Annotated in this window: 21 protein-coding genes; 5 read left to right on the top strand and 16 right to left on the bottom strand. The window is 68.7% G+C overall.

Going from position 1 to position 25,059, the window contains the following annotated elements; genetic code table 11:
- Positions 1–54: 54 nt before the first annotated feature.
- Positions 55–1,437: an NAD(P)H-quinone dehydrogenase gene (locus QSJ59_RS19340; RefSeq protein WP_285761124.1), complete on the bottom strand. Its 1,383-nt coding sequence runs from the start codon at positions 1,435–1,437 to the stop codon at positions 55–57.
- 162 nt (positions 1,438–1,599) lie between these two features.
- On the opposite strand from QSJ59_RS19340, the gene QSJ59_RS19335 reads away from it, so the two are divergent.
- Positions 1,600–2,061 (top strand): gamma-glutamylcyclotransferase family protein, encoded by a 462-nt coding sequence (locus QSJ59_RS19335; RefSeq protein ID WP_432707508.1) that lies wholly within the window; start codon positions 1,600–1,602, stop codon positions 2,059–2,061.
- 90 nt (positions 2,062–2,151) lie between these two features.
- On the top strand, positions 2,152–2,952 hold the full coding sequence (locus QSJ59_RS19330; protein ID WP_285761122.1) for a phosphorylase family protein: 801 nt from the start codon (positions 2,152–2,154) through the stop codon (positions 2,950–2,952).
- A gap of 594 nt (positions 2,953–3,546) precedes the next feature.
- Here the strand turns inward: QSJ59_RS19330 and QSJ59_RS19325 are convergent.
- From QSJ59_RS19325 to QSJ59_RS19300, 6 genes are all read right to left on the bottom strand, one after another.
- Positions 3,547–4,137 carry a PH domain-containing protein gene (locus QSJ59_RS19325; protein WP_285761121.1) on the bottom strand — a complete coding sequence of 197 codons (591 nt, stop codon included), beginning with the start codon at positions 4,135–4,137 and terminating at the stop codon, positions 3,547–3,549.
- The gene (locus QSJ59_RS19320) at positions 4,134–5,231 is read right to left on the bottom strand and encodes an adenosine deaminase (RefSeq protein ID WP_285761120.1); all 1,098 of its coding nucleotides are present in this window, start codon (positions 5,229–5,231) and stop codon (positions 4,134–4,136) included. The genes QSJ59_RS19325 and QSJ59_RS19320 overlap by 4 nt, the downstream gene beginning before the upstream one ends.
- A gap of 107 nt (positions 5,232–5,338) precedes the next feature.
- Positions 5,339–6,580: a M20 family metallopeptidase gene (locus QSJ59_RS19315; protein ID WP_285761119.1), complete on the bottom strand. Its 1,242-nt coding sequence runs from the start codon at positions 6,578–6,580 to the stop codon at positions 5,339–5,341.
- Positions 6,567–7,808, bottom strand: coding sequence for a glutamate--cysteine ligase (locus QSJ59_RS19310; protein WP_285761118.1), 1,242 nt, complete (start codon positions 7,806–7,808; stop codon positions 6,567–6,569). The genes QSJ59_RS19315 and QSJ59_RS19310 overlap by 14 nt, the downstream gene beginning before the upstream one ends.
- A 422-nt stretch (positions 7,809–8,230) precedes the next feature.
- Positions 8,231–9,412 (bottom strand): YhjD/YihY/BrkB family envelope integrity protein, encoded by a 1,182-nt coding sequence (locus QSJ59_RS19305; protein ID WP_285761117.1) that lies wholly within the window; start codon positions 9,410–9,412, stop codon positions 8,231–8,233.
- Positions 9,413–9,627: 215 nt separating this feature from the next.
- Complete coding sequence (locus tag QSJ59_RS19300; protein WP_285761116.1) at positions 9,628–10,788, bottom strand: galactokinase; 1,161 nt, start codon at positions 10,786–10,788, stop codon at positions 9,628–9,630.
- Positions 10,789–11,013: 225 nt separating this feature from the next.
- On the opposite strand from QSJ59_RS19300, the gene QSJ59_RS19295 reads away from it, so the two are divergent.
- A complete protein-coding gene (locus QSJ59_RS19295) occupies positions 11,014–12,231 on the top strand; it encodes an LCP family protein (RefSeq protein ID WP_285761115.1) in 1,218 nt (405 codons plus the stop codon).
- Between the two features lie 368 nt (positions 12,232–12,599).
- On the opposite strand, the gene QSJ59_RS19290 is transcribed toward QSJ59_RS19295, so the two are convergent.
- Entirely contained in the window at positions 12,600–13,817 is a 1,218-nt protein-coding gene (locus tag QSJ59_RS19290; RefSeq protein WP_285761114.1) for an NADP-dependent isocitrate dehydrogenase, read from the bottom strand.
- Positions 13,818–14,029: 212 nt separating this feature from the next.
- A complete protein-coding gene (locus QSJ59_RS19285) occupies positions 14,030–14,395 on the bottom strand; it encodes a DUF3017 domain-containing protein (protein WP_285761113.1) in 366 nt (121 codons plus the stop codon).
- Positions 14,396–14,885: 490 nt separating this feature from the next.
- Between QSJ59_RS19285 and QSJ59_RS19280 the strand changes: the two genes are divergently transcribed.
- Positions 14,886–15,485 carry an FHA domain-containing protein gene (locus tag QSJ59_RS19280; protein ID WP_285761265.1) on the top strand — a complete coding sequence of 200 codons (600 nt, stop codon included), beginning with the start codon at positions 14,886–14,888 and terminating at the stop codon, positions 15,483–15,485.
- Between the two features lie 78 nt (positions 15,486–15,563).
- Here QSJ59_RS19280 and QSJ59_RS19275 read toward each other — a convergent pair whose 3' ends face one another.
- From QSJ59_RS19275 to purN, 3 genes are all read right to left on the bottom strand, one after another.
- The gene (locus QSJ59_RS19275) at positions 15,564–16,418 is read right to left on the bottom strand and encodes a bifunctional methylenetetrahydrofolate dehydrogenase/methenyltetrahydrofolate cyclohydrolase (RefSeq protein ID WP_285761112.1); all 855 of its coding nucleotides are present in this window, start codon (positions 16,416–16,418) and stop codon (positions 15,564–15,566) included.
- Between the two features lie 82 nt (positions 16,419–16,500).
- Entirely contained in the window at positions 16,501–18,072 is a 1,572-nt protein-coding gene (gene purH / locus QSJ59_RS19270) for a bifunctional phosphoribosylaminoimidazolecarboxamide formyltransferase/IMP cyclohydrolase (RefSeq protein WP_285761111.1), read from the bottom strand.
- Positions 18,069–18,701 (bottom strand): phosphoribosylglycinamide formyltransferase, encoded by a 633-nt coding sequence (gene purN, locus QSJ59_RS19265; RefSeq protein ID WP_285761264.1) that lies wholly within the window; start codon positions 18,699–18,701, stop codon positions 18,069–18,071. The genes purH and purN overlap by 4 nt, the downstream gene beginning before the upstream one ends.
- A 325-nt stretch (positions 18,702–19,026) precedes the next feature.
- Between purN and QSJ59_RS19260 the strand changes: the two genes are divergently transcribed.
- Positions 19,027–19,434, top strand: coding sequence for a DUF4190 domain-containing protein (locus tag QSJ59_RS19260; protein ID WP_285761110.1), 408 nt, complete (start codon positions 19,027–19,029; stop codon positions 19,432–19,434).
- 36 nt (positions 19,435–19,470) lie between these two features.
- On the opposite strand, the gene QSJ59_RS19255 is transcribed toward QSJ59_RS19260, so the two are convergent.
- The 4 genes from QSJ59_RS19255 to QSJ59_RS19240 form a co-directional block, all read right to left on the bottom strand.
- Positions 19,471–21,027 carry a cell division protein PerM gene (locus QSJ59_RS19255; protein WP_285761263.1) on the bottom strand — a complete coding sequence of 519 codons (1,557 nt, stop codon included), beginning with the start codon at positions 21,025–21,027 and terminating at the stop codon, positions 19,471–19,473.
- 318 nt (positions 21,028–21,345) lie between these two features.
- On the bottom strand, positions 21,346–22,224 hold the full coding sequence (gene sucD / locus QSJ59_RS19250) for a succinate--CoA ligase subunit alpha (RefSeq protein WP_285761109.1): 879 nt from the start codon (positions 22,222–22,224) through the stop codon (positions 21,346–21,348).
- Between the two features lie 15 nt (positions 22,225–22,239).
- Positions 22,240–23,421 carry an ADP-forming succinate--CoA ligase subunit beta gene (sucC, locus tag QSJ59_RS19245; RefSeq protein ID WP_285761108.1) on the bottom strand — a complete coding sequence of 394 codons (1,182 nt, stop codon included), beginning with the start codon at positions 23,419–23,421 and terminating at the stop codon, positions 22,240–22,242.
- A 342-nt stretch (positions 23,422–23,763) separates the two neighbouring features.
- Complete coding sequence (locus QSJ59_RS19240) at positions 23,764–24,531, bottom strand: TSUP family transporter (protein WP_285761107.1); 768 nt, start codon at positions 24,529–24,531, stop codon at positions 23,764–23,766.
- Positions 24,532–25,059 lie beyond the last annotated feature (528 nt).

Here is a 25,059-nt window from a genome sequence, read left to right as displayed (position 1 = left end):
ACCACAAGGACGGCCCCGGTCACTGACCGGGGCCGTCCTTGTCGGCGGTGCCGGCTACTCGGGGGATGCCCGCATCAGCGAACGGGCCGCCTCGGTGACGCTGCCCGACAGGGAGGGGTAGACCGCGAAGGTGTGCGCGATGTCGTCCACGGTGAGGCGTTGCTGCACGGCCAGCGAGACGCCCAGGATCAGCTCACTGGCGCGGGGGCCGACGATGACCCCGCCCAGCACGATGCCGGTGTGCTGGCGGCAGATGAGCTTGACGAAGCCGTCCTTGGTCCCGTGCATCTTGGCGCGCGGGTTGGTGTCCAGCGGCAGGTTGACCACGCGCGCGTCCACCCGTCCCTCTTCGACGTCGGCCTCGCTGACACCCACGGCGGCGAGCTCGGGGTGGGTGAACACCGTGGAGGAGACGTTGGACAGCTTGAGCGGGGAAACCGCCTCGCCGAGCGCGTGCCACATGGCGATGCGCCCCTGCATGGCGGCCACGGAGGCGAGCATGTTGATCCCGGTGCAGTCACCGGCCGCGTACACGCCGGGGGTGGAGGTCCGTGAAACCCGGTCCACCTGGACGAACCCGCCGTTGTCCAGGCGTACTCCGGCCTCTTCCAGCCCGAGGTCGTCGGTGTTGGGGATCATGCCGACCGTCATCAGGCAGTGGCTGCCGTCGACGGTGCGTCCGTCGGCGAGCCTCACCCGCACGCCGGTCTCGGTACGGGTCACCGACTCCGCGCGGGAGTTGCCCAGCACCGTCATACCGCGGCGGATGAACACCTCCTCCAGGACCTCGGCCGCGTCGGTGTCATGGGTGGGGAGCACGTGGTCACGGGAGGAGACGAGGGTGACGTCGGAGCCCAGTGCCTGGTAGGCGTTGGCGAACTCCGCACCGGTCACCCCGGAGCCGACGACGATGAGGCGTTCAGGCAGTTCGTCGAGGTCGTAGAGCTGACGCCAGGTGAGGATGCGCTCGCCATCGGGCTTGGCCGTGGAAAGCTCGCGCGGGTGGGCACCGGTGGCGATGAGGACCACGTCGGCGCGCAGCCGCTGGTCGCCCACCGCAACGATGTGCGGGTCGACGAGGCGGGCCTCGCCGGAGACGAGTGTGACGCCCTCCGTCCGCAGGCGGGCGGCGGTGTCGGCGGACTGGGCCTGGACGAGCCGCTTGACGCGGGCGTTGATCGTCTTGAGATCGACGGATACCAGGTCCTTGTCCTCCGGCTCGTTGCCGACGTTGATGCCGAGTCTGGCGGAGTCCTTGACGTAGGTGGTGCGCACCGAGGTCGCGATCAGCGTCTTGGACGGCACGCAGTCCGTGAGCACGCAGGCGCCGCCGATGCCGTCGCGGTCCACGACCGTCACGTCGGCTCCCAGCTGGGCGGCTACGAGCGCCGCCTCGTAGCCTCCGGGTCCGCCTCCGATGATGACGACCTTCGTCACGTCTGATCCACTCCTCGTATCGCGCGTTCTGAGCCTCGCGGCAGCGGGTTCGCCACGGCCGCCGGCGACCGTCGCGCGGTTCGCCCGCCGGTCACTGCCCTCCCCATTCTCCTCCATGTCATATGGGCGTTTCAGCACCGAGTCCCCTCACCAGCACGTAGCATGACGCGCGTGCCTTTGTACGCCGCATATGGAAGCAACCTCGACCCCGAGCAGATGGCCAAGCGCGCGCCGCACTCACCGCTGTGGAGCACCGGCTGGCTGGAAGGCTGGCGGTTGACCTTCGGCGGACGCGGCCCCGACGGCGGCGCTCTGGCCACCATCGTCGAGGACGCCGACGCCAGCGTGTTCGTCGCGCTGTACGACGTGCCCGAGTGGGACGACCCCTTGCTGGAAGCCCGGGAGCGCAGCGACCTGGGCACTTCGACCAGGATCAAGGTCCGGGTGGTGACCCTCATGGAGGGCGAGGTGACGGCCTGGGTCTACGTGCTCGACGACTACGAGGGCGGCCTGCCCACGGCCCTCTACCTCGGCATGATCGCTGAGAGCGCGGAGAAGGCAGGAGCCCACGCGGAGTACGTGGCCGATCTCCGGTCTCGCCCCTGCACAGCGGTTGACCGATAGGACGACAATCACTCTGCGTGGCGATCCGAAATGAATCGGTCATCGCGGAGTAGGGTCCGAGATGTGAGCGAATCCACGCAAGGTCGCCCTGTGTCGAGCACCGCGGAGGCCAAGAAGCACGCGGCCGCCGCGGCGGAGGAACTACTGGAGCGGATGAGCGCCGACGCCTTCGACGCGGTCGTCATCCTCGGTCCCGGTTTCGCCGAGGCTGTCACGGTCCTGGGGAGTCCCGACGCCGAAGTCGATCCGGCCTCCCTGGTCGGTTTCGGTCCGGCACAGGAGGGGTCCACGGAGTCGGTGCACAGCGTGTGGGTGGGCGCCAAGCACGTGCTCGTCTTCGTCGGACGCACCAATTTCTACGACGGTTACGGCCCCTTGCGAGTGGCGCACGCCGTCCGGACCGGGATCAGCACCGGCGCACGGACCGTCGTCCTCACCGACACGGTGGGCACGCTGCGCACCGACTTCCAGGTGGGACAGCCGATCCTGGTACGCGACCACATCAACCTGATGGCCGCATCACCGCTGGTGGGCCCCGACTTCGTGGACCTGACCCGGGCCTATTCGCAACGGCTGCGCGACACGGCTCACGAGGCCGACCTCTCCCTGGCCGAGGGCGTCTACGGAGCGGTGCGGGGGCCGCAACCGGGCACCCCGGCCGAGCTGGGCCTGCTGCGCACAGCGGGCGCGGACCTGGTCGGATCGGCCACGGTTTTGGAGACCATCGCGGCGGTGGAGATGGGCGCGGAGGTACTGAGCGTGTCCGTGGTGGGCGAAGACGCCCTCTACTCCGGCAGCGGCCCCCGCGACACCGGGCAGTTGCTCGCCGTCGCGCAGTACTACGCGCAGCCGATGGGGCAGTTGCTGAACCGGTTCCTGCTCCGCCTGTGACCGCGAAGGCCCAGACGTCAAGAGCGCCGCGGGCCGCCGGGGAATCGATCCTCGGCAGCCCGCGGCGCTCTTGACGGTTCGGGTCTGGTGGAACAGTCCTGGGGGAAGGCGCGACACCCCTTCCGCGCTCGGGGCGGGCGCCCTCCCCCAAAGGAACCGGCGAAGTCCGACATACACCGGGCGACGAACCGGCACTGCGTGGCGAGCAGCATCCCGAGGCCGGGGATGACTGTGCCGACACCGCGACCGCTGCCTGTCGTGCTTCCGTACGACCCGGTCCTCGAAGTCCCCGCAGACCCGTGAACGGACCGAACCGTACTTTTCCATGGTGTGCGCGCCGTTGGCAGCTCGTCCGGGAGTCGTGTCGACCCGCCCGGCAGAGGCAACCGCGAGTGGCGATTCGCGGCCCGTGAGGCGCGCACCCGCTATTCAGTTGACCCGTACATCACCTGAGGCAACAGGTCCGGGGCGACGGTCCGCGCTCCGCCAACCCCCGAACCCTTTGTCTTAGGCATACCTTACCTAACCATTCATTCTCGGCCCGGGTCAAGTCGATCACCGGGAAACCCGAAAAAATCCGGTCCGGCCAACGGGTCAGAGGAAGAACAGCACTGCGACCAGCAGGATCACCGGAACCGCCAGCGCCACCACGGCGTCAGGCGATACCAGGACCGTGGGCTCGGTGCCCACGGCCCCGCCCCCCTCCGCCTCTTCGGACGGCCGGGCCTTCCTCCGCTCGGCCTCCCCCCGCAACTCCCACGCCATCAACGTCACCGGACGCATCGCGCGCGGATCGTCCTGCTGGTCCCCGCCCCATCCGTCTTCGGCGTAACGCAGGTTCGCGCGCACGTGGGCACGTTTGGTCTCCCGCAACGGCCAGGAGCGGATCACCTGGCCCCCCGCGTGCACCCGCAACACGTCGGTGACGTCGGCCCAGGTGAACGCACTCCACGGAACGAAGGTCTCGCGCAGCGGGTTGATGACGCGCACCCCCAGCGGAGTCGTGACGATCTTGGGCCGCAACGCCAATACGTAGGCCGCGCCCGCGGTACACAAGAGCACCGCCGCGGCGACGACCGCCGCCGATGTGCGTCCGCGCATGGCCAGGTCCACGAGATTGAACGCGACGACACCCAGCCAGACCCAGGCCAGCACCCGGGGCACCGGCTGCTTGAAGGTCTTCACTGCGTGGCCCACTTCAGCTGCGCGAACCCGGGCTTGATCCGGCCGTTGATGAGCGCCAGACGCTCATCGAAGGGCACGAACGCCGACTTCATGGCGTTGACGGTGAACCATTCCAGGTCGTCCCAGTCGTAGTCGAACGCCTCGACCAGCTTGGCGAACTCGGCCGACAGGGTCGTACCGCTCTGCAACCTGTTGTCGGTGTTGACGGTGACCCGGAAACGCAGCTGGCGCAGCAGTCCGATGGGGTGGGACTGAATGGACTCAGCGGCCCCCGTCTGCACGTTGGAACTCGGGCACATCTCCAGCGGAACACGCTTGTCACGCACATAGGAGGCCAGACGGCCCAGACTCGGCTGCCCGTCACCGCCGTGGTGGATGTCGTCCACGATGCGCACACCGTGCCCCAGACGGTCGGCCCCGCACCATTGCAGTGCCTCCCAGATCGAAGGCAGCCCGAACGCCTCCCCCGCGTGAATGGTGAAGTGGGCGTTCTCCCGACGCAGGTACTCGAAGGCGTCCAGGTGCCGGGTGGGCGGGTGCCCCGCCTCGGCCCCGGCGATGTCGAACCCGACCACGCCGGCGTCGCGGTAGCGCACGGCCAGTTCCGCGATCTCGCTGGACCGCGCGGCGTGGCGCATGGCGGTGAGCAGCGTGCCCACCCGGATCGACTCTCCGCGCCCGGCAGCACGTGCGCAGCCCAGCGCGAAGCCGGCTTGAACGGCCTCGACGACCTCTTCCAGTTCCAGGCCGGCTTCCAGGTGCTGTTCAGGGGCATAGCGCACCTCGGCGTAGACGACACCGTCTGCGGCGAGGTCCTCGGCACACTCGGCAGCGACCCGCTCCAAGGCGTCGCGGGTCTGCATGACCGCGACGGTGTGGCCGAAGGTCTCCAGATAGCGCTCCAGCGAACCGGAGTCGGCAGCGGCGGTAAACCAGGCGCCGAGCTCGGTGGCGTTGCTACTGGGCAGGCCGGCGTAGCCGATCGCGTCGGCGAGTTCGATGATCGTCTCCGGACGCAGACCACCGTCGAGGTGGTCGTGCAACAGCACCTTGGGGGCGCGCCGGATCTGCTCCAGGGTCAGCGTTTGGCTCATGGGCTTCAGGATGCCACCCACCAGGCACCGGAGCCGACAGACCGGCCCGGGGGCCGCAGGACGTACGGCTTTTGGCCCGGCAACCGGATACCGCCCCCGGGAAAGGCTCAGGCCAGTGCCGAATTCTCCACGCTTTCGTCAGCGGTAGGGAAATCGCCGCCCCACAACGCCGTCAACGCGGTGGCGGCCATCAGCCGTACCCCCACGCCGATGGCGCGCTCGTCCACGTCGAAAGTGCCGCGGTGCAGGTCGAGCATCGGCACGTCCGGAGAGGTCCAGTGCGTTCCCAGGCGCGCGTAGGCCCCCGGAACGGTCTCCAGGTACCAGGCGAAGTCCTCTCCGCCCAGGCTGTGCGGAGTGGGCGCGACCGACTGCGGACCGAGGATCTGCACGCACGCGTCGCGCAGCATCTGCACGCTGCTCTCCTCGTTGATGGTCGGCGGCACCCCGCGCCGGTAGTCGAGTTCGGCGGTCACCCCGTAGGAGGTGGCAACCGCGTCCAGCAGCTCCTTGATCAGATCAGGGGCGGAGTGCCATGCCTCGTCGTCCAGGCAGCGCAGCGTCCCTTCCGCCACCCCGTCGTCGGGGATGGCGTTGGGGGCCGAGCCGGCACTGATCCGGCCCCACACCAGGCTCAGTCCGGAGCGAGGGTCCACCCGGCGCGACAGCGCAGCGGGCAGTTCCGTGACGATCTTGCCCAGTGCGTAGACCAGGTCGGCGGTGAGGTGCGGTCGGGCGGTGTGACCGCCGGGGCCGGAGAGGCGCACCAGCAGCTGGTCGCACGCAGCGGTGATCGGGCCCTGGCGCAGTCCCACCTTGCCCACCGGCAGCCGCGGATCGCAGTGCAGGGCGAAGATACGGCTCACACCGTCGATACCACCGGCGTTGATGACCTCACGGGCACCGCCCGGCAGTTCCTCGGCGGGCTGGAAGATCAGCCGGACCCGGCCCGGAAGCGCGCCGGCACGCTCCTGCTGGGCCAGGAACAGACCGGTGGCCAGCAGGACGGTGGTGTGCACGTCGTGGCCGCACGCGTGGGCCGCACCGGGCACCGTGGAACGGTAGGCCACGTCTTTCTCGTCGTTGAGCGGCAGGGCGTCGATGTCGGCGCGCAGCGCGACGAGCGGCCCCTTCCCCGAACCGATGTCGCAGACCAGCCCGGTTCCCTGTGGAAGCTGACGTGGTTGCAGGCCGACTGCGCTCAGACGTTCCATGAGGCGCTGCGTCGTGCGATGCTCGGCGAAGGCCAACTCGGGGTGCATGTGCAGGTCGCGCCGGAACTCGACGAACTCACGCTCCCGACGCTCCAAAAAAGCCGACATTTGTTCTCGCAGGTCACGTCCCTGCATGCGAGGGTCCCCTCTTCCTCGACGGATCTGTCCGGTCATGGTCGGCTTCCGGTTGCGCGCCGCCGGCGCCCGCGGCGGGCAGGGGCCCGAGAGCTGCCCCGGGCGCACCGTCCCTGAACTCGACCGAAAGGGCGTCCACCACGTCGTTGAGCGTCCCGCCCTGCTCGATAATGGCCCGCTGGCGCTCATAGGAGGCGCCGTTGCTCAAGGTCTCGGACACGACGTCCAGCTCAGCGGCGCAACCGAGGCGCGCGGCCACCGGCTTCAACTCGCGGACGAGCTCGTAGAGGTCGTCGCGCAGAGGGGCGGTACTTCCACGCTCATCAGTGATAACGCGTGCATCCAGGCCGTACCGGGTGGCCCGCCACTTGTTGTCGGTCACGACCCATGTGGGCGGGCTGGGAAGACTGTAACCGCGGTCGAGCTGTTGTTCAAACAACTGCACGAGGCTCTGGGAGAGCGCCGCCGCCATCCCGACCTCGCGCAGGGTGGGGATGCCGTCGAACATCCTGATCTCCACCGTGCCGAAGTCCGGGTGCGGACGGACGTCCCACCACACTTCCTTGATACTGGCGATCGTTCCCGCGCGCAGGAGCGTCTCCATGTACTCCTCGAACGCGCCCCAGTGCGGCAGACGGGGCGGCGGGCCAGCGGTGGGAAGCGCCCCGAAGACGATGGAACGGCTGGAGGCGAGCCCGGTGTCGTGGCCGCTCCAGAACGGGCTGGAGGCGGTGAGCGCGAGGAAGTGCGGGAGGTAGTTGGCCAGAGCGTTCACGATCGGGATGGCCCGGTCCTGGGAGCTCACTCCCACGTGGACGTGGACCCCGAAGGTGAGGATGCGCCGCGCCAGCCATTGCATCTGCTCGATGAGCTCGCCGTAGCGCTGTACGGGGGAGAGCGTCTGGTCGCGCCAGTCGTCCAAGGGGTGGGTCCCCGAGCAGATCAGCCCGATCCCGCTGGGGTCGGTCGCCTGCTGCAACCGTTCGATGGTTCTGGCGAGATCGGTCCTGGCCTCTTCGACGGTCTCGCAGATACCGGTCACCACTTCGACCGTGCACTGCATCAACTCGTGACGGAGCGGGGGGTGGTTTCCCTGGCTGAGTTCGGGAAGGCGTCCGAGCAGCTGCTGGGCCTCCTGGCGCAGGTGTCGCGTAGCGCTGTCGACCAGTTGTAGTTCCCACTCGACCCCGAGGGTCGTCCGCTCCGAAGAGTTGAATCGAATGGCCATGCTCAACCTCCGCGCTGTCGTGCAGCCGGGTCGTGTACCGGCTCCAGACGCACGATAGGCGAGACGCCGGAGGAGATGTCAGTACGTTCCATGGCCGGTTTCACTTCCTATCGACGGTCGATGCGCGGTGACAGGCCGGTGGGCTGGGACTTTGACTGCGGGCGTATCCGTTCTTCCGTGCCGAGGATTACAGAGACCCGCACCGGACCGCAGGAGAACACCGCAGCATGATCCGAAATGACCATGCCGTCGTCGTATCGGACCACCATTTCCCGAACGCACCATGAGCAAACGTTGCTAGCAACGGCCACCGGGACGCACGGTTCCATCACGTTCTGACGGTTCGGCCCCACTTGTCGATGATCACGCTACACAACGGAAGTTGAAACCCTGTCGAAGTGACCAACACGTGATGTGAGCGGTCACCGGCCGCGTCGGATCGTACGCCGGTGCCGTGACCACACCAGCAGGGCGAACGCCCCCGTCCCCAGAAGCAACGGCGTGGCCAGCGACCGGGCGCGGTCCACCAGTCTCCGGTTGCGCAGCAGTCGCTCGGAGCGCAGCGCCTGCTCGTGGCTGGGCCTGGCCGGCAACGTCGCGCAATAGTGGACGCTGCGCTGCTCCCAACGGGTCAGGACGGCGGGTTCGGCGGCCGACGCGGAGACCGGCACGCTCATGGGGACCGCCCCCAGGTAGGGCGGCTGGATCGGAAGCCAGGTCGCGGTCCAGGCCGCCGCGAAAATGACGAACCGCAGCACGACGTTGATCCACACCAGCAATCCCACGACCACCGCGAACGAGGCGAAGACCGGGTTGGACAGCGTCCCGGCGATCAGGAGCGCGCCCAGCGCCTTGAGCGCCTCGAAACCGACCGCACCCAGCAGTGCCCCCCTCCACAGCAGGCGCCACGGCCGACGCGTCCCCGAGAGCCGGGCGAACAACACCATGAAGATGAAAGTGTCGAAGGTGATGGCGATCGCCAATCCGAGCAGCCGGGTCGCCACCAGAGCGAACCACGCGCCGTCCAACGCCACCCACGACAGCAGCCAGCTCGTCGCAGCCTGGGCAACGCTGGTGAAGGCCACCGAGGCCAGCAGCGCGGCCCCCAGAAGAACCACCACGACCACGTCCCAGAGCTTGGCGAGCAGGAAGTTCGGGCCGTCCGCGGGATTCTTCAACCAGATGATGTGCAGCGCCTCGCGCAGCGCCGCGATCGCGCCGAGCCCCGCGTAGAGCAGGCCCAGCAGACCGATCACCCCCGCACCGGTACGCGCCTGGGCGACCTGGTCGATCGGGAGCTGCTCGGCCAGTCCCGGCAACAGGTCGTCGATCGCCTGTTCCATGTAGGAGCGGGCGCCCATGTCGAAGACGGCCACGTACCCCAGGACCGAGAAGGCCAGCGCGATCAGCGGGAAGAAGGACAGGAAGGAGAAGTAGGTGACGGATGCCGCCAACTGGTTGCCGCGCTGGTCGGCGTAGCGCTCGTAGGCCCGCACGATGTGGTCGATGCCCGGCCTGCGTTCACGCAGCGCCCAGTAGTAATCCATCGCCGCGTGCTGATAACGCTGCACCCCGGTCCGGACTCGCACCGACAATGAGGTCACTCCGCCTCCAGCATGATCGACCGGTTTCGATGGGGACGTAGCGTAGCCCCGGTCGCCACGCCGGTCGGGGAGAACGCACCGTGTGTCCCGAAACGGGCCGTCTCATGGGCAACGCCCCGCAGCGGACCTGTTCCACCCTGCCATGCAACGGTTGCTCCCGTAATGGGCGGGGCGCCGTCGAACGCCCTCGGGGCCGGCCTGCCGTACGGCCGGCGCTACCCGACCCGGCCCGCTCCCCCGGCCGGTACAGCGTTGAAGAACACCGGGGCAGACCAACGATGCGCGGCGAAGGCAGCCGCCACGGCCTCGGCGATCGGAGCAGCCCGCCCCTCTGGCACCACCGAGAGCGCCAAACCCAGTGGCCCGCTCATCCGCCCGCCCCTGGCCCCGCGTCGGGCAGCGGTGTCGACCGCGGCATCCACCTGTGGGGTGGAAACCCCCAACGCGTCGCGCAAGGACAGGTGCGAGGAGTTGAGCAGCGCGCCGATATCTCCGGCGGCGCCGGCGCGCAGCAGCCCGACCAGGGCGTTGACCCGATGCCCCTCGGTCACCACGTGCCTGGCACGCAACCGGAGGGCCGGATCGTGGAGCACCGTCAGGGCTCCCGAGAGGTCGTCGACGTCACGCAGGCTCGCCACCTCCAGCTGCGCTGCCGCTTTGTCGCACTCCACGCGCCGTGCAGCGAACTGGTCGGCGGCCCGCGCCGCCCCCGTGTCGGTGATCAGGAGCCGCAGTCCGGCGCCGGCCAGTGCGAACGCCATCGTGCGCCCGGTCCCGCTGCGCCGATCCGTCAACAGGGCCCGCCCCTCTGCACAACGCAGCGAGGCATCGAGGTCGGCGGGGTTCCCGGGTGCCCCCTCGTGCGCACGATGAGCGATGCGCACCAGGGAAGCCCGCTCACGGGAGGGCTCCGGTCCGGCGAAGACCTCGGCTAGCGCCAGCAGGACCGCCGCGATGAGCGGAGCGACGCCCCCCAGCGGCGCGGCGCGCACCAGGACGCGGACCCCCGTCCCCGAGGGCAGACCGTATCCGGCCTCGGCCAGCGCGGTGAGGACCGCGACGGTGGCGTCGCCGCGGACGACCCGGCGGGGACGCTCGGCACGGCGCACCTGGACCACTCCATCGGTGGCCGGGGCCAGTGCGACGGACGCCCCCCACGGCAGCGCGACCGACAACAGCACACCGTCGCCCAGCGGACCGTCGTCCCCGATCACCGCGGCTGCGGCGGGCGCTCGCCACACCCCCGCGGGCGGCATACCGTAGACCGCGGAGAACAGCTCGGCCAGCACACGGGCCTCACGCTCCGGCTCGACCCGTTCCCCCATGTGCACGAGCGGTGCACCACTGCGCCGCCGGATACCGAACAATCCCGTCACCGTCACCTCCCGAGCCGGTCACGACGTTATCGGGTGCCCACCCCGGCAAGGACCTGGGGCGACCCCTCCGGCTCCGCCCCGCATCAGCGTCGACACCTCCAACGGCGCTTGCCGGACCAGGCATGATGCGGCAAACCAGGCGCGGTCTTCCCCCAATAGAACCGAAATACCATGTGGCGAGTCCAATAAGGCATAGCGACGGCGAACGGACGGGCAACCAAGGCGATGGCTGACAGATCAGATGGGCGTAAGCGCAGGCCCAGTGCGGACCGTACCGGGGTTTTCCGGCGCGGCGCCGACGGGGGCGTGCCCGACGAGATCAACAGGCTTTACCGGGAGCGCGATTCGGCTCAGCGGTCGGCGGGACGTACCCAGCCCACCAAGCGGATGCCCCCGGTGGACCCCGGATCGTCGACACGGCGCGGCTCCGCCTCAGGAGGACGCGGCAGAATCCATGACGGCACAGGGCGCAACCGCCGTGACAAGGAGCGCCGGGCGCGGCGACGGCGCACGATCGCCGTGGTCGTCATCGCGCTGCTCGTCCTGGTCCCCACGGTCTTCTACTTCTGGGCCGACTCCCGCCTACAGCGGGTGGATGCGCTCACCGACTACGAGGGCCGCCCCGCGGACCAACCGGGGACCACGTACATGATCGTGGGATCGGACAGCCGGGACGGGCTCAGCGACGAGGACATGAACTCGCTGCGCACCGGACGCGCCGAGGGCAAACGCACCGACACCATCATGGTGCTCTACGTTCCCGAGAGCGGGCGGCCCTCCATCGTCAGTGTGCCGCGCGACTCCTACGTGAGCATCCCCGGGATCGGCGAGAACAAGATCAACGCGGCCTTCGCCGAGGACCTGGGCGGCGGACCCGCGACCCTGGTGCAATCCTTCGAGCAGGCCAGCCAGGTGCGCATCGACCACTACGTGGAAATCGGGTTCGCCGGGTTCGTCGACATCGTGGACGCGATCGGCGGCGTGGAGATGTGCCCGGAGGAACCGATGGAGGACCCCAAGGCAGGGCTGGACATCGCGGCCGGCTGCCAGGAGATGGACGGCGCGACCGCGCTGGGCTACGTGCGCACCCGCGCCTCCGCCCGCGCGGACCTGGACCGGATCCAGCGCCAGCGCGAGTTCTTCAGCGCGCTGGTGTCGAAGGCAACCGCCCCCTCCACCCTGGTCAACCCGTTCCGCTCGGTCCCCCTGGTGGTCAACGGGACCGCGACCTTCAGCGTGGACGACGACGACCACCTGAGCAACCTCGCCGGCATGGCGCTGGCGATGCGCGACCAGCCGAGCACCACGACCGTTCCGGTGGGCTCCACCCCGACTCTGCCGGGCGCGGGTTCGGTGGTGCTGTGGGACGAGGGCCTCTCGGAGGAGATGTTCGAAGCGATGCGCACCGGCCAGGAGATTCCGGAGTCGGCCCTACAGGACTGATCCGGCCCGAACGGCAGGGGACGCCCGCTCGCATGGAAAAGAGGGAAGGTCCCGCGCTTGTTCAGCTGCGGGACCTTCCGGTGACGCTCCGCGCCGTGCGCGCCTACCCCCCAGCGGGCGCTCGGCCGGTCACGTCGGTTATTACTGAGAACGGGATCTCGTCTCCGTCTCAAGTAAGACACTACGGGCCCGGGAGTAAAGGCCACCGGTCCGGCTTGGCCAAGCGCGAGCAATGATCTGCGCCACTGTTCCCCGGGGTTGCCGGCCAACCAGTGACATCTCGCCCGCAAACCCCCAGAACAGCAGGCCGAGGGGGCGGCACCGACGCTACGGCCGGCACCGCCCTCCCAACACGGGAACATCAGGCGTCAGGCGAGACGCTTCTGCAGGTTCTCGTCCAGCGCGGCGAGGAACGCCTCGGTGGTGAGCCACTCCTGCTCCGGGCCGACCAGGAGCGCGAGGTCCTTGGTCATCTGACCGCCCTCGACGGTCTTGATGACGACGTCCTCAAGGGTGGTGGCGAACTCGATCACCGCGGGGGTGTTGTCGAGCTTGCCGCGGTGCTCCAGGCCCCGGGTCCAGGCGAAGATGGAGGCGATCGGGTTGGTCGAGGTCGGCTTGCCCTGCTGGTGCTGGCGGTAGTGCCGGGTGACCGTGCCGTGCGCTGCCTCGGCCTCGACGGTCTGGCCGTCAGCGGTGCGCAGCACCGAGGTCATCAGGCCCAGCGAGCCGAAGCCCTGCGCAACAGTGTCGGACTGCACGTCACCGTCGTAGTTCTTGCAGGCCCAGACGTAGCCGCCCTCCCACTTGAGCGCAGCGGCGACCATGTCGTCGATCAGCCGGTGCTCGTAGGTGATGCCCGCGGCGTCGAACTTCTCCTTGAACTCCGCCTCGAAGATCTCGGCGAAGACATCCTTGAACTGGCCGTCGTAGGCCTTGAGGATGGTGTTCTTGGTGGAGAGGTAGACGGGGTAGCCGCGGTCGAGGCCGTAGTTCAGGCTCGCTCTGGCGAAGTCCTCGATGGACTTGCGGTAGTTGTACATCCCCATGGTGACGCCGCCGCCCTCGGGGAAGTTGGCGACCTCGAACTCGACGGGCTCGCCGCCGTCCTGAGGCGTGTAGGTCATCGTGACCGTGCCGGGGCCGGGGACCTTGAAGTCCGTGGCCTTGTACTGGTCGCCGTGGGCGTGACGGCCGATGATGATCGGCTTGGTCCAGCCGGGGACCAGACGCGGAACATTGGAACAGATGATCGGCTCGCGGAAGACCACGCCGCCGAGGATGTTGCGGATGGTGCCGTTGGGCGAGCGCCACATCTTCTTGAGGCCGAACTCTTCGACCCGGGCCTCGTCGGGAGTGATGGTCGCGCACTTGACGCCGACGCCGTACTGCTTGATGGCGTTGGCGGCGTCCACCGTGATCTGGTCGTCGGTGCGGTCGCGCTCCTCGATCCCCAGGTCGTAGTACTTCAGGTCGATGTCGAGGTACGGCAGGATCAGCCGCTCCTTGATGAACGACCAGATGATGCGCGTCATCTCGTCGCCGTCGAGCTCTACTACGGGGTTCGCGACCTTGATCTTGGCCATGGCTGTGTGGCTGTCCCTTCGTTTCGGCCGGCTCGGGGCCGGCTACTGGCCCTGCGGCCGACCGCGCCGTGCGGCGGGTCCATGCCGTGGCCATCTGCTCGCCGCAAGAGTCCTGCGCACGCCCGGTCGGCGGGGCCGATCCGGACATGTCCCGATGGCTTCATCTGTCGGACTATGCGGTATCTCGATATCAAGCTTATTAGAGACCCGGATCAGAGCTGTGGCGCGACCCATGCCAAGACGATGAGGAGCACCGCGAGAGTGACCAGCGTGGTGACGTCGATCCACCTACGCCGCACCGCAAGCATGCCGACCCGTTTGGGCGGCAGGAGCAGGCGAAAGATCGCTCCGAGCAGCAGCGCACCGGCGATGATGGCGGGGCCGCGCTTGAAATACGCCGCGGCGACCACCACGATCCCGGAACTCATCATGGACAGCACCAGGAAATAGGGCACCTGCGACAGCCAGCCGGGAACTTCCGCCCGCGGGGCGGAACCGGAGTCGACCGTGTCGCCCCCGGGCTCCTCGGGGGGATCAGATTGGCGTGCTACCGCTGCCTCCACCGTTTTCTGGCTCACCGTAACCTCACGCTAGCGCACACCATTGCGGGACCGACCGGACCGGTGATGAGTGTCATGGCGCGGTCCGGCCATGAAAGATTATGCCGCGACCGAAACACGCCTCATTCGGCGGCCAGTCACCACCAACAGTCATCGGCGACTTCACGACATCGCTGGCCACGCTCAAAAATTGACCGATGACCTTCACCACACCCGCACCAAGGGTGCGGGAATTCGGTCACCTTACACCCCGACGAGCAAGCCACCCGAATTTCTCAAAAATGTCGCAAACCCCCTGAGATGACGCCCTTCCTCACCAACAAGGGCGTAGAAGTGACGTGTCACGGGTAACCAATCATGAGATGAGTGCCACGGTGAGCGAGGACGATCCCCTATGAACCCCACTCAGTCGGCGACGGCATCGCGGGCCACCCCTGCCCCCGCGCGTGCCACAACGCCCCGTCGCACCCATTACCGCAGGTCGCGCCCCACGTTGGGAGGAACAACCGTGGACGGGCCCTATATACGGGTCGAGGAGAGTGGTGACGTACAACCCCTCGCAGCAGAGGTCACCACTGTGGGACGTGGGGGTGGGGCCGACATCCACCTCACCGACCCGAGCGTCTCACAGCTCCACGCGGAGTTCATTCGCCGCGGCCCCTACGTCTATGTCGTCGACCTCGGGTTGTCGCGCAACGGCACCCGCGTCAACGGCCGCCCCATCGCCCGCCGAGTCCTAGAGGAGGGCGATGTCGTCAGCTTCGGCGCCGCGCGCTGCAAGATCGGCGGCCTCATCCAGGAGGAACTCAACCCCGACGTGGAGCTGCGCCGCGGCGCGGCTCCCGAGCTCACCCGTCGCGAACTCGATGTCCTGACCGCGCTGTGCCGCCCGGCCCTGTCCGACGAAGCATTCGTCTCCCCCGCAACAGCGCGGGAGATCGCCGAAGCCCTTGTCGTCACCGAGGCGGCCGTCAAACAGCACCTACTACGCCTGTACCAGAAATTCCGTATCGGCGAAGGAGTCAACAGGCGAACCCGCCTGGCCAACGAGGTCGTCGCCCTGGGCCTGGTACGCCCGATCCCGGTCCTGGACCGAAAGGCGAGCTAGTCCGGGTGGGAAGCCCCGCGTTCAGGGGCTTCCCACCCGAGCCCGGCCGGACACCTCCGTGCCCCGGCCACGAGCCGCTCAGACCGCGGCCGCCTCCGCCGCCTCGACCACATTGGCCAACAGCATCGCCCGCGTCATCGGCCCCACTCCACCGGGGTTGGGCGCCACATAGGCGGCCGTCTCACGTACGTCCGCAGCCACATCGCCCACCAGTTTGCCCTCGGCGGTGCGCGAGACGCCCACGTCCAATACCGCTGCACCGGGCTTCACCATGTCGGCCGTGATCAGACCGGCAACGCCTGCGCCTGCCACCACGATGTCGGCGCGCCTCGTGTGCTCGGCGAGATCGCGGGTCCCGGTGTGGCACAACGTCACCGTCGCGTTCTCCGAACGCCGGGTCAGCAGCAGCCCCAGCGGCCGTCCCACCGTCACGCCCCGGCCGACCACAACCACGTCGGCGCCCTTGAGCGAAACACCGTAGCGGTTCAACAGCTCGACGATGCCGCGCGGCGTGCACGGCAACGGGGCCTTCTGCATGAGGACCAGCCGCCCCAGATTGACGGGTTGCAGACCGTCGGCGTCCTTGGCCGGGTCGATCAGCCCCAGCACCCGGTTCTCGTCCAGCCCCTTGGGCAACGGAAGTTGCACGATGTAGCCGGTGCAGGCCGGGTCGGCGTTGAGCTCGGCAACAGCCTGCTCCACATCCTCCTGGGTCGCCGTGGCGGGCAGGTCCCGGCGAATGCTGGCGATCCCTACCTCCGCGCAATCGCGGTGCTTGCCGCGCACGTAGGAGTGGCTGCCCGGGTCGTCACCGACTAGGACCGTCCCCAGTCCGGGAACGACCCCCTTGGCCCGCAGCGCCGCCACCCGCTCGGTCAGCTCCGCCCGGATCGCCGCGGCGGTCGCCTTGCCATCGAGAATCTGCGCAGTCACCGTATCCCTCTCTTGCCGAATGGACACGGGCGTCCCACCCCGCTTCCGGGGCGAGACGCCCGCAGGTCAACGAACCCGGGACCTAGTGGAAGAAGTGCCGAGTACCGGTGAAGTACATGGTCACGCCCGCCTTCTCCGCGGCGGCCACGACCTCCTCGTCACGAACCGAACCCCCCGGTTGCACAACGGCGCGCACTCCCGCATCGGTCAGGACCTCAAGCCCGTCCGCGAAGGGGAAGAACGCATCGCTGGCGGCAACAGCACCGCGGACCCGCTCCCCCGCCCGGGCGGCTGCCAGACGCGCCGAGTCCACCCGGTTGACCTGCCCCATGCCAACGCCCACCGTCGCACGGTCCGCGGCCAGCAGGATCGCATTGGACTTGACCGCACGCACAGCCCGCCACGCGAACGCCAAGTCGGCCAGCACCGCTTCGTCCGCGGCCGGCCCAGCACGCAACTCCCAGGCCGCCGGGTCGTCTCCGGGGGCATCGACGAGGTCGGCCATCTGGATGAGGACACCGCCACTGATCTGGCGCATCTCCGCGCGGGCCGAGAGGCCCGGCGCGGTCACCTCCAACAGCCGGATGTTCTTCTTGCGGGTCAGCAGTTCCAGGGCGTCGGAGTCGAAGCCCGGGGCGACGACGACCTCGGTGAAGACCTCGGCGACCTGCGCGGCCATCGCCGCGTCCACCGTCCGGTTCGTGGCGATGACCCCGCCGTACGCCGACACCGGGTCACAGGCGTGGGCCTTGCGGTGCGCTTCGGCGATGTCGTCGCCCACAGCGATACCGCACGGGTTCGCGTGCTTGATGATCGCGACGCACGGGTCGGTGAAGTCGTGGGCGGCACGCAGCGCGGCATCGGCGTCCACGTAGTTGTTGTAGGACATCTCCTTGCCGTGCAACTGGCGCGCACCGGCCAGGCCGGCTGCCGAGGCACCGGAGCCGGAACGGTAGAGGGCAGCGCTCTGGTGGGGGTTCTCCCCGTAACGCAACGTGGCGGCGCGCTCGTAGGACTCCGCAGCGAAGTCGGGCCACCCCGACGCCACCGACAGTTCGTCGGGCGCATAGGCGGAGGCGAACCAGCTGGAGACTGCGGCGTCATAGGCAGCGGTGTGCGCGAACGCCCCCGCAGCCAGGCGTTTGCGCTGGTCCAGGGTGAATCCGCCCGCCCGGACGGCCTCCAGCACGCGGTCATAGGCCGCGGGGTCCACCACGACCGCAACGCTCGGGTGGTTCTTGGCAGCGGCGCGGACCATGGTCGGTCCGCCGATGTCGATCTTCTCGATGCACTCTTCGGGAGAGGCCCCCGAGGCGACGGTGTCGGCGAACGGGTAGAGGTTCACCACGACGAGATCGAAGGGGGCGATGTCCAGCTCCTCCAGGGCCGCCCGGTGCTCGGCCTTGGTCCGGTCGGCCAGAATCCCGGCGTGCACCGCGGGGTGCAGGGTCTTGACCCGGCCTTCCAAGCACTCGGGGAAACCCGTGACGGCTTCGACCGGGGTCACCGGCACTCCCTGGGCGCTCAACCGGGCTGCGGTCGAGCCGGTGGAGACGATCTCCACACCCGCCTCGGCGAGGCCGAGAGCCAGCGCCTCCACTCCGGTCTTGTCGTAAACGCTGATCAGCGCACGCCGAACGGCCTGCTGGGTCACCGGTTCTCCTCTGTCGCATAGCTTCCGGGCGCTGGGCCCAGTTTCACCTGTCGGCCGTCAAGGGCCCAGCCTTGACGGGCCAGTCTGCCCACCACGTCCACGAGCATGCGGCGCTCGACGCCCTTGATGCGCTCGTGCAGCACCGCAGCGTCGTCGCCGTCCTCGACCCGGACGGTGACCTGTTCGATCACCGGCCCGGTATCGACGCCCTCGTCGACGAAGTGCGCGGTGGCACCGGTGACCTTGACCCCGTAGGCCAGCGCATCGCGGACGGCGTGCGCTCCGGGGAAGGCCGGCAGCAGTGCCGGATGAATGTTGACGACCGTGTGCTCGCTGAGCACCTCGCGGCCCAGGATCCGCATGAACCCGGCGGATACCACCAGGTCAGGCGTGAACCCGGAGATCCGCGCGGCCAGCGCGCGGTTCCACTCCGCCCGGTCGGCGTAGTCGGAGAAAGGGATCAGGAACGTGGGGATACCGGCCTGCTCTGCGTGGGCCAGGCCCGCCGCCTCGCGATCGGCACCGACCGCGACGATCTGCGCGCCATACGCGGGATCCGCGGCCGCGTCGAGCAGGGCCGCCATGTTGCTGCCCGTGCCCGAGATGAGAACGACTACTCGCGCCGACAGTGTGCTTCCTCCTCATGGGAAAACAAAGTGGGGACGACAACGGCGTCCCCGTTCCCGGGGGCGCGACCGAAGCGCGCAGCATCCGGAATGCGGGCCGGTCCGCCAAAGGCGGACCGCAGCGGGGGCCTGAACGCCTCCGTGCCGCTGCTCAGCCTATCCCCACGCGGTCCCTCCTTCAGGGGTCGGCCCCGAAAACCGACCGCGCGCACCGTGTTCACGGGAACACGACGCCCCCCGCAGGACCGGGGTACGAGGTTTCACCCAGAGACGGGTAGCGTCTACCTCACATGCTTTCTCACCTCCGCGAAGCCGCTAGGAGCCCCAAGTGACAGACCAGCCGTCCACGCAGCAGACCGAAGGGCAGCAGCCCACTGTCGAGCGGGGCGGCCTCTGGGGACTCTTCTTCTCCACCGCAGGGCTTCTCCTGCCGCCTTACGGTGCGATCCTGTCGGTGTTCGGGATCATCCAGGGCATCCGCGCCCGGCGCAGCGCCAAGGCCAACGGCGCGCAGGCGCCCGGAGCGATGCTGAGCATCATCGTGGGGATCGTGGGCATCGCCTTCTCCGCGTTGTTCGCCGTCCAGACCGCCGTGCTGTGGGACGAGAACACCGCTCTGCGCGAGTGCACCGCCAAGGCCAACACCGTCAGCTCCCAGGACCAGTGCGACGCCACGTACAAAAAGGCCCTGGAAGAGCGCTTCAGCGACTACCCCCAGATCGCCGAGCTGCTGTAGCGCCCCCGCCGGCTGGTTCACAACGGCTGCGCCCGGTCACGGGGCCGGGGCCGCATCGTCGTCCAGCGGTCGGGGAGTGTCCGCCTCCGCGGACTCGGGACCTGCCTCGTAGGTGATCCCGTAGAGCTCCGCGTCCTCGTCAGTGGCAACAGCCGTGCGCTCGGCCTTGGTCCGCCGCCGCAACCGGGGCGTCCACCGCCGCCGCCGCTGCTTGGCAGGACGCGATGCCACCGCCGCGCCGTCGTTTCCGGAACCGGGTTCGGTGACGGGCTCCGGCTCCGGCTCGTTGACGGGCCCACGGCCCTCGACAGGCTCGGTCGGCGCGGGGGCTTGCCCACCCCTCTCCCCCCTCCCCGGTCGGAGACCGGCAACCGCAGGGATCGCGGTGCGCTCGGCCTTGGTCCGCCGCCGCAACCGGGGCATCCACCGCCGCCGTTTGGCGGCACCAGCCTGCCTGGCGCTGCGCGGGGTGCGAAAGTACAGCCAGTTCGCCACCCACGCGGTGATCGCCGCCGCCACGCCCACCTCAAGTGCGGTGACCAGGCCGACGTGCCAGGGAGAGGGTCCCACCTCGGCCAGGCGTTGCGCCCCCAACGGGCCGCCGGCCAACACCGCGAGACCGGCCCACACGATCCCCGTGGTCAACCCGCAGACGAATCCCCACAACGGCGCCGCCTCGCTGACCACCGTGGGCGCACTGCGCAACGTCAGTGCCCCACCGACGCCTCCGGCCACCAGCGGTGCGGCCAGCGCCACCAACGACAGCACGGGGGCCGGGCCGCTTTCGGGCAGCGCGGCCAGCATCGGCAGGTGGGGGACCGGCCCCAGGACGACGCCGGTGGGGGCGACCGTGGTTTCGGCCCCCAGGGCGAAACCAGGACCGATGGCGTAGGAGCCGGCGAAGATGATCGCGTTGGGCAGGTACATCAGCTGGATCAACAACAGCAGCGCCCCTCCGACTATCCCGGGCGCCAATCGTTCGGTGACGGCGACCGCCTCCCCGATGTTGAACGCCAATGCGCCGAAGAACAGCAGTGTCCCCGCCAGTAGCAGGGTCGACGTCGCACTGAACGTCCCCACCAGCAACGAACGCCAGCGCGCCGGCATGATCTCCAGCAACCGGCGGCGCGGAATGGCCTTGTCCTTGAGGAGTTGGCGCAGCACCCCCAGTCCGCCGGCCACGAAGGCCAGCAGGAAACCGGAGAGAAGGGCCTGCACCATGCTGGGCTGGATCACCTCGGTCTGCCCGACCAACGCCAACGTCCCGGAAATGGCCGCATACGGTCCGGCAAGAGCGAGGGCTGCCTGGAACACGTGGCGCAGCCGCGGAAGTTCACAGCTGCGCGCCAGCCACCTCCCCGACCGGTACAGCAGGATGCCGGGCAGGATCAGCAGACCGATGGGCAGCATTCCGACGTGCCCACCGGGGATCTCGAACCCGGCGTGTTGACCGATCAGCCACGCCTGCACGGCCACCCGGAACACGTCCGCGATGTCCTCACCGAACGTGGCGTGCGGAGCGGCCACCCAACCGATCAGGATCAGTGTGACGAGTGTGGTCAGCCCGATCGCGGCAGCCGAAGCGGCACCCATGCCGCCTGCCGTGTACAAGGGCCGGGGAGCGTCGTCCTCGGTCGGTGCAAAGGCGGCCGCCGACCGACCGCGCCCGCTGGGCTTGCGGTCGGCGGAGCCGCGGGGCTTGCCGCGGTTCACGGGAGATCCTGCTGGCGCGCTCACCCGTTCATGCTCCCAGCCGGTGCCCTCCGGGCGGCCTATTGCACCGGGCGTGTCGGCACTTGGCTCCTCTGCGCGGTGTGGTAGTCGGCACCCGCGCACACCGGGAGAACAGCGCGGGCCCGCCACTGCCCCTGAAGGCGTGCGGCGGGCCCCTGGCTCACTGGGGTGGAAACCCTAGAACAGCTCGCGCGCCAGCTTGGCGGTCTCCGTGGGGGTCTTGCCGACCTTGACGCCGGCGGCCTCCAGGGCCTCCTTCTTCGCGGCGGCCGTACCGGAGGAACCGGAGACGATGGCACCCGCGTGGCCCATCGTCTTGCCCTCGGGCGCGGTGAAACCGGCCACGTAGCCCACGACGGGCTTGGTGACGTTGTTCTTGATGTACTCCGCGGCACGCTCTTCGGCGTCACCACCGATCTCACCGATCATGACGATGGCGTCGGTGTCGGGGTCGGCCTCGAACGCGGCGAGGGCGTCGATGTGCGTGGTCCCGATGATCGGGTCGCCGCCGATGCCCACAGCGGTGGAGAAGCCGATGTCGCGCAGCTCGTACATCATCTGGTACGTGAGCGTGCCCGACTTCGACACCAGCCCGATGCGGCCCGGCTTGGTGATGTCGGCCGGGATGATGCCCGCGTTGGACTGGCCCGGGGTGATCAGACCGGGGCAGTTCGGCCCGATGATGCGGGTCTTGTTGCCCTTGGAGCCCGCGTAGGACCAGAAGTAGGCGGTGTCGTGCACCGGAACGCCCTCGGTGATGACCACGGCGAGGCCGATCTCGGCGTCGATGGCCTCGATCACGGCGTCCTTGGTGAACTTCGGCGGGACGAAGATGACGGTGACGTCGGCGCCGGTGGCCTTGATGCCCTCGGCCACCGAACCGAACACCGGAACCTCGGTGCCGTCGAAGTCGACGCTCTGGCCGGCCTTGCGCGGGTTCACGCCGCCGACGATGGTGGTGCCCGAAGCGAGCATGCGGCGGGTGTGCTTGGTGCCCTCAGAGCCGGTCATGCCCTGCACGAGGACCTTGCTGTCCTTGGTGAGGAAGATAGCCATGTTGATAGTCCCCGGTTACTTCGCGGCCAGTTCGGCGGCCTGTGCGGCGGCGCCGTCCATGGTGGCCACCTGGCGGACCGCCGGGTGGTTACGGTCGTTGAGGATCTTGCGTCCGAGCTCGGCGTTGTTGCCGTCCAGACGCACCACGAGCGGCTTGGAGACGTCGCTGTCGCCCGCCTCCAGCAGCTCCAGGGCCTGGACGATGCCGTTGGCGACCGCGTCGCAGGAGGTGATGCCACCGAAGACGTTGACGAAGACGCTCTTGACGGCGGGGTCGCCCAGGATGATCTCCAGGCCGTTGGCCATGACCTCGGCGGAGGCGCCGCCACCGATGTCGAGGAAGTTCGCCGGCTTCACGCCGCCGTGCTCCTCGCCGGCGTAGGCCACGACGTCGAGCGTGGACATGACCAGCCCGGCACCGTTACCGATGATGCCGACCTCGCCGTCCAGCTTGACGTAGTTGAGGCCCTTCTCCTTGGCCTTGACCTCGAGCGGGTCGCCTTCGGCCGCGAAGGACAGCGCGTCGAGGTCCTGGCGGAACTCGGCGTTCTCGTCCAGGGTGACCTTGCCGTCGAGCGCGACGACGTTGCCGTCCTTGGTCAGGATGAGGGGGTTGACCTCGACGAGCGTCGCGTCCTTGGCCACGAAGACGTCCCAGAGCTTGGTGACGAGCTCGGTGGCGCCCTTCGCGGCGGCCTCGGGCAGTTTGCCCTGGGCCACGATGGCGGCGGCGATCTCGGCCGGCGCACCCTGGATCGCGTCGATGGAGACCTTCGCGACGGCGTCGGGGTTGGAGACCGCGACCTCCTCGATCTCCATGCCGCCTTCAGCGGAGCAGATCGAGAGGAAGGTGCGGTTCGCCCGGTCGAGCAGGAACGAGAAGTAGTACTCCTCGGCGATGTCGCTGGCCTCTTCGACGAGGACGCGGTGGACCGTGTGGCCCTTGATGTCCATGCCGAGGATCTGCTCGGCCTTCGCGGTCGCGTCGTCGGGGCCGTCGGCCACCTTGACGCCACCGGCCTTACCGCGCCCGCCGGTCTTCACCTGGGCCTTCACCACGACGCGGGGTTTGCCCGCGGCCGCGAATTCTTCGGCGATGACACGCGCCTCCTCGGGCGTGCTCGCCACCTTTCCCTGGGGTACGGGAACCCCGTACTCCGCGAAGAGTTCCTTCGCCTGGTATTCGAACAGGTCCACGAGGGTCCGTCCTTGACTCGCTGGCTGAGTGTCCTGCGGAGGCGACATCACGCCACACGGGAACCGTCGGGCGGTCGCCCGCGTTGGAGGGTACGTCGAAAAGCCATCCGCAACATGCGGAAGCTTAGCCGTCCCGACTCTTGACAGCCGACACCGGGGGCACCGTGACCTGTCGGAAAACCTCGCGAAGGGCGCCATTCACCCCTTCTCTCCTGCGATTGTGGTGGGAATTGGTGTGACGGGTCACATCGGGGCTAACAGCACCGGCAGTACGGTCGAGCCGTTTCTTTTCCCATGTGCGGCCTCGGCGCAATTCACCGGAGACCCGACCGAGCGGCTTACTCAGCCGAACTGGTCGTATCCGAGTTTGACCACGAGCGCGACCACCACCACGACGAGGACGACCCGCACGAAACCGGTGCCGCGGCGCAGTGCCATGTGCGCGCCCACCTGTGCACCCACGATGTTGGCGGCGGCGAGGCACAGTCCCAGCAGCCACATCACGTTGCCGTTGTAGGCGAACACGGCGATGGCGCCCAGGTTCGTCGCGGTATTGACGATCTTGGCGGACGCGGAGGCAGTGACGAAGTCCATGCCGATGATCGACGTGAGCGCGATGATCAGGAAAGTCCCGGTACCGGGACCGATGATTCCGTCGTAGAAGGCGATTCCCACGCCGGCCACCGTTACGGCGGCGACGATACGGCGCGGGGTGAGCAGCGTGGGGCGTGCGGCCGAGCCGAGCGCCGGCCGCAGGACGACGACCGCCAGAACAGTGAGCAGAACCACCATGACGACCGGGCGCAGCGCCGCCGAGGAGACAGCTCCCGCCAGCGCCGCCCCGGCCCCCGATCCGGCGAGGGCGAGTCCCGCGGTCGGCCAGACCACACGCGGGTCCAGTTTCAATCCGCGGGCGTAGGTGATCGCGGCGGAGAAGGTCCCGAAGACGGCCGTGAGCTTGTTGGTCCCCAGGACACTGGCCACGGGGGCTGTTGGAAAAGCCACCAGGAGCGCGGGCAGGAGCAGGAGGCCGCCGCCTCCAACAACCGCGTCCACCCAGCCCGCGGCGGCAGCCGCGAGAATCAGCAGGCCGACGATCTCGATATCCATGCGATCTACCGAATCCGGACAGGAATTGTCAAAAGCCCGATAGCGGGGCGAAAGGCGTGTGATGTCACAGGAACTGGAGCCTAGCCGGTGGACGATCACCGGGTCAGGCCCGGGGCCCGTTGGCCCAAGCCACCACACGGTGAGAGTTCTGCCACGTAAAACAGCGGGTGTCCTGCCCGGATGAGGCGCACGGTGCAACGCGATCGGACCGAGTGGCAGTTGCGGAGAACACCACCGGGCGCGGGCGGCACGAAACCGTGGCGCCCTCAAGTACGAGGGGCTTCCTGCCAGCCTCTGCGCGGAGGCGGCGACGATCCCAGAAGCGCAGGAAGAAGGGGCGAATTCTCCTGCCGTCCGGCCCCGTTCATAAAAAAAGGGGGGGCAGCGCCCCCCCAACACACAAACACCCCCACAAATGCGGAAGGGCTCGCCCAGCCACCCCCACAAGAGGCAACCAAACGAGCCCAACCAACATCAATTACGGCGGCGTCCTACTCTCCCACCCCAGCAAGGAGGCAGTACCATCGG

Origin of the sequence: Nocardiopsis ansamitocini (assembly GCF_030268225.1) — a bacterium.
Taxonomy (GTDB): Bacteria; Actinomycetota; Actinomycetes; order Streptosporangiales; family Streptosporangiaceae; genus Nocardiopsis_D; species Nocardiopsis_D ansamitocini.
The sequence above is the reverse complement of the archived record's forward strand: the minus strand, read 5'-3'. Positions and strand labels throughout refer to the sequence as shown.

Excerpts from the sequence above, each read along its gene's own strand:
- QSJ59_RS19315 (WP_285761119.1), bottom strand. The coding sequence starts at position 6,580 with ATGCAGGGACGTGACCTGCGAGAACAAATGTCGGCTTTTTTGGAGCGT.
- sucD (WP_285761109.1), bottom strand. The coding sequence starts at position 22,224 with ATGGCTATCTTCCTCACCAAGGACAGCAAGGTCCTCGTGCAGGGCATG.
- QSJ59_RS19335 (WP_432707508.1), top strand. The coding sequence starts at position 1,600 with ATGACGCGCGTGCCTTTGTACGCCGCATATGGAAGCAACCTCGACCCC.
- QSJ59_RS19295 (WP_285761115.1), top strand. The coding sequence starts at position 11,014 with ATGGCTGACAGATCAGATGGGCGTAAGCGCAGGCCCAGTGCGGACCGT.
- QSJ59_RS19290 (WP_285761114.1), bottom strand. The coding sequence starts at position 13,817 with ATGGCCAAGATCAAGGTCGCGAACCCCGTAGTAGAGCTCGACGGCGAC.
- QSJ59_RS19240 (WP_285761107.1), bottom strand. The coding sequence starts at position 24,531 with ATGGATATCGAGATCGTCGGCCTGCTGATTCTCGCGGCTGCCGCCGCG.
- QSJ59_RS19320 (WP_285761120.1), bottom strand. The coding sequence starts at position 5,231 with ATGAGCCAAACGCTGACCCTGGAGCAGATCCGGCGCGCCCCCAAGGTG.
- QSJ59_RS19255 (WP_285761263.1), bottom strand. The coding sequence starts at position 21,027 with ATGGGTGCCGCTTCGGCTGCCGCGATCGGGCTGACCACACTCGTCACA.
- QSJ59_RS19310 (WP_285761118.1), bottom strand. The coding sequence starts at position 7,808 with ATGGCCATTCGATTCAACTCTTCGGAGCGGACGACCCTCGGGGTCGAG.